This window comes from Pinirhizobacter sp. (genome assembly GCF_035317885.1).
Lineage (GTDB): Bacteria > Pseudomonadota > Gammaproteobacteria > Xanthomonadales > Rhodanobacteraceae > Pinirhizobacter.
In genome coordinates this window covers 1-2,754 of sequence record NZ_DATHFX010000071.1, presented here as the reverse complement: position 1 = coordinate 2,754, position 2,754 = coordinate 1, and the positions used below count along the sequence as shown (strand labels likewise).

The window sequence follows — 2,754 nt, the reverse complement described above, 5'->3', positions numbered from 1 at the left end:
CCGAAGCGCTTTGGGTATGCTTCGACATCGTTTACCAGGTCGAACATCTGCGCTGGCGTATAAGGCACCAGCGCGCTGCGGCGGATTTCGGTCACGGAACCACGCATCCTTTTGGGAGCGGCCCAAGGCCTGCCCCACCATGAAAGAACACCGATTTTAGCGAAGATGGCCAAGCAAAAAGACAAGGACAAGGCAGCTGGGGGCACGATCGCCCTGAACAAGCGCGCCCGTCACGAATACCACATCGACTCCCGCCACGAGGCAGGCATCGCCCTGCAGGGCTGGGAACTGAAGGCGCTGCGCGCCGGCCGCATCAACTTCACCGACAGCTACGCGGTGGTATTGGGCCGCGAACTGTTCCTGGTCGGAACCTCCATCCCGCCACTGATCCAGGCCTCCAGCCACGTCATCGCCGAGGACCGCCGCACGCGCAAGCTGCTGTTGCACCGCGCCGAGATCGATATGCTGATGGGGTTCGTCGAGCGCAAGGGTTACACCCTGGTGCCCACCGCCATGTACTGGAAGGGCAACAAGGTGAAGGTGGAGATCGGCGTGGCCCGGGGCAAGCAGGAACACGACAAGCGCGCCTCGGAGAAGGAGCGCGAGTGGAAGGTGGACAAGCAGCGCGTGATGCGTGCGCACAACCGCATGGGATGATCGCCGACAGCGCGTACTCGTACAGCGCTGACGTCAGCTTCGCGAACTGACGCACACCGCGGCTTGAGGCCGACTTACGCCGGCCGTCGCGATGCCTAACGTGGATGCACCACCCTGGCCAGCGCTGCGGGTGGTTCATCCACTGAAGGAATCGCCATGACACCTCGCACCTTCCCTTCCCTGGCCGCCCTCGTTGTCGGGTTCACCGGTATGGCGGCGCACGCCGCTCCGATGGACAACCCGCTCGAGCAGGCCCAGGCCACGGCGGAACTTGTTCGCAAGTCGTCGCCCGCCACCGATGTACCGGCCTCGGCCACGCATGGCGCGGCCAGCGCCGCTCCCGATGCATTCGGCACGCTACGCATGCCGCCCACGGCCGACGGTTCGAGCTGGTGGCTGGACCTGCCTGTCGGTGCTGCTCGCGGCCAAATCGCCCGTGACGGCACAAGGGTGTTTGCTACGACCGATCCTGGCGTGAACCTCACCACCACCACGCTCACCGATGGCGTCCAGGTGGCCACGGTGACGCGCAATGCCGCGGCGAGTACCGAAATCACTTACAGGCTGGGCGGGGATGTGATCGCCTCGCTCGGTGACGATGGCGGCGTCATCATCGGCCGCCACGAGACCGGCGGCCGTGCTGCGGGCCACGACTGGCGGCCCGTCGTCACCTTGGGCCAGCTCAATGCGCCGTGGGCCCGCGACGCCACGGGCAACGCCGTTGCCACGCGCTACGTCCTCGACGACGGCGCCATCGTCCAACAGATTGATCATCGGGCCAGCACCACGAACTACCCCGTCGTCGCCGATCCCCGCGTGGTCTTCGAACCGCTTCCTTACGTGTACCTCGGAAAACTGGAAACGGCCGTGGCCAGCACCCTGGAGGGCGCCGCCGCGTTTTGCGACATTCTTGGAAACATTCCTGCTGTCGGCCCGATCGCCGCGGGCTTCTGCCGCAGCCGGGTGACCAAGGTGGCCTTCGAGGCCCAGAAGCAGGCGGACGCGGGGAAATGCGTGGCCTACCTCTTCGCCCCGCCGCTGGTGATCTCCAAGGGCCACACCGGCGACTTCTGCGACTAACTGAACAGGGCCGCGGCGGCGCTTGGGTAAACACGCCGCGGCGCTATATACTGCGGACGGCTTTCAAAGCTTCCCCGGGGGTGTCCTGGCTTCGACGGGGGTAGTGCGATCGCCTGGTGCATGCCGAGGGGGTGACTTTCCTCGTTAAACCAGTCGCAAAACCCATAATTGCCAACGATAGCAATTACGAAGTGAATCAGGTGGCTCTCGCCGCCTAATTCTGTGGCCCCATAAAGGCCCTTCCCCGAACCGGTCTTGTGCTCATGCTCGCCGGTGTAGGGTCATTATCATGAGACAGTCCAACGTTGCCGGCCCGGCGGCTGCGGATTAAATCCAACGGGCTGGTTACCTGGTGCGCTTAGCACGCCGTGCTGTCAGGTAACGAGATCCAACGGTGAGCTAAGCATGTAGAACTGGGGGTTAAACGCCTTCGGACGCGGGTTCGACTCCCGCCACCTCCACCACGTTTGGTCAAAACCCCTTGTTTTTCGCAAGGGGTTTTTTCTTTGCGTCGTGTCTTCCGCCTACATCAACCACGCCCGGAACTGACAAGTATTCCTGTCCCCGGAGACTTAAGATTGCCTTGCTGCCGCGGCTACAAAGGAATGCGCCATAAGGCGTGCTGCCGGGCCTGCCCGAAGCAAGGAGTCATGGATTTGGCAAGGAAGAAACAGCCATCAGACCATCGGCGTCATTCGCCGTTGAGGATGGCAACCTACACCGATCGAAGGACGTCCTCAGTCGCCGCATTCGACGGCGATCTGGCGATGTCGATCCTTGTAGACGTGCACCGCACCATGGGTCGTCTGGATCGTTCCGTGGCAAGGCTCGAGGAAGGCCAGAAACGCCTCGAAGAACGCCAGACGAAACTGGAAACCAAGGTCGATCTTCTTGATGCCAAGGTCGATCAACTTGGCGACAGGGTGAGTCACCTCGAGGGTAAATTCAAACATCTCGACACCAAGGTCGACGACCTCGCGGGCAAGGTTGGCGACCTCACCATTAAGGTTGACAGCC

At 62.6% G+C, this 2,754-nt stretch carries 3 protein-coding genes, 1 other RNA gene and 1 pseudogene; 3 read left to right on the top strand and 2 right to left on the bottom strand.

The features are described 5' to 3' along the window. Nucleotides 1-95, bottom strand: a pseudogene (locus VK519_RS02240) (type II toxin-antitoxin system RatA family toxin); the annotation flags it as partial. Nucleotides 96-165: 70 nt separating this feature from the next. Between VK519_RS02240 and smpB the strand changes: the two are divergent. From smpB to ssrA, 3 genes are all read left to right on the top strand, one after another. Further along, nucleotides 166-657, top strand: a complete 492-nt coding sequence (gene smpB / locus VK519_RS02235; protein WP_324347252.1) for an SsrA-binding protein SmpB — start codon at nt 166-168, stop codon at nt 655-657. A gap of 156 nt (nt 658-813) precedes the next feature. Continuing rightward, nucleotides 814-1,737: a hypothetical protein gene (locus VK519_RS02230; RefSeq protein WP_324347250.1), complete on the top strand. Its 924-nt coding sequence runs from the start codon at nt 814-816 to the stop codon at nt 1,735-1,737. A 76-nt stretch (nt 1,738-1,813) separates the two neighbouring features. After that, nucleotides 1,814-2,201, top strand: a transfer-messenger RNA (tmRNA) gene (gene ssrA, locus VK519_RS02225). Nucleotides 2,202-2,474: 273 nt separating this feature from the next. Here ssrA and VK519_RS02220 read toward each other — a convergent pair. Further along, nucleotides 2,475-2,754, bottom strand: a 280-nt coding sequence (locus VK519_RS02220) for a hypothetical protein (protein ID WP_324347248.1), incomplete at its 5' end; no start/stop codon positions are given.

Coding starts and splice junctions, on each gene's coding strand:
- smpB (WP_324347252.1), top strand. CDS start 166: ATGGCCAAGCAAAAAGACAAGGACAAGGCAGCTGGGGGCACGATCGCC.
- VK519_RS02230 (WP_324347250.1), top strand. CDS start 814: ATGACACCTCGCACCTTCCCTTCCCTGGCCGCCCTCGTTGTCGGGTTC.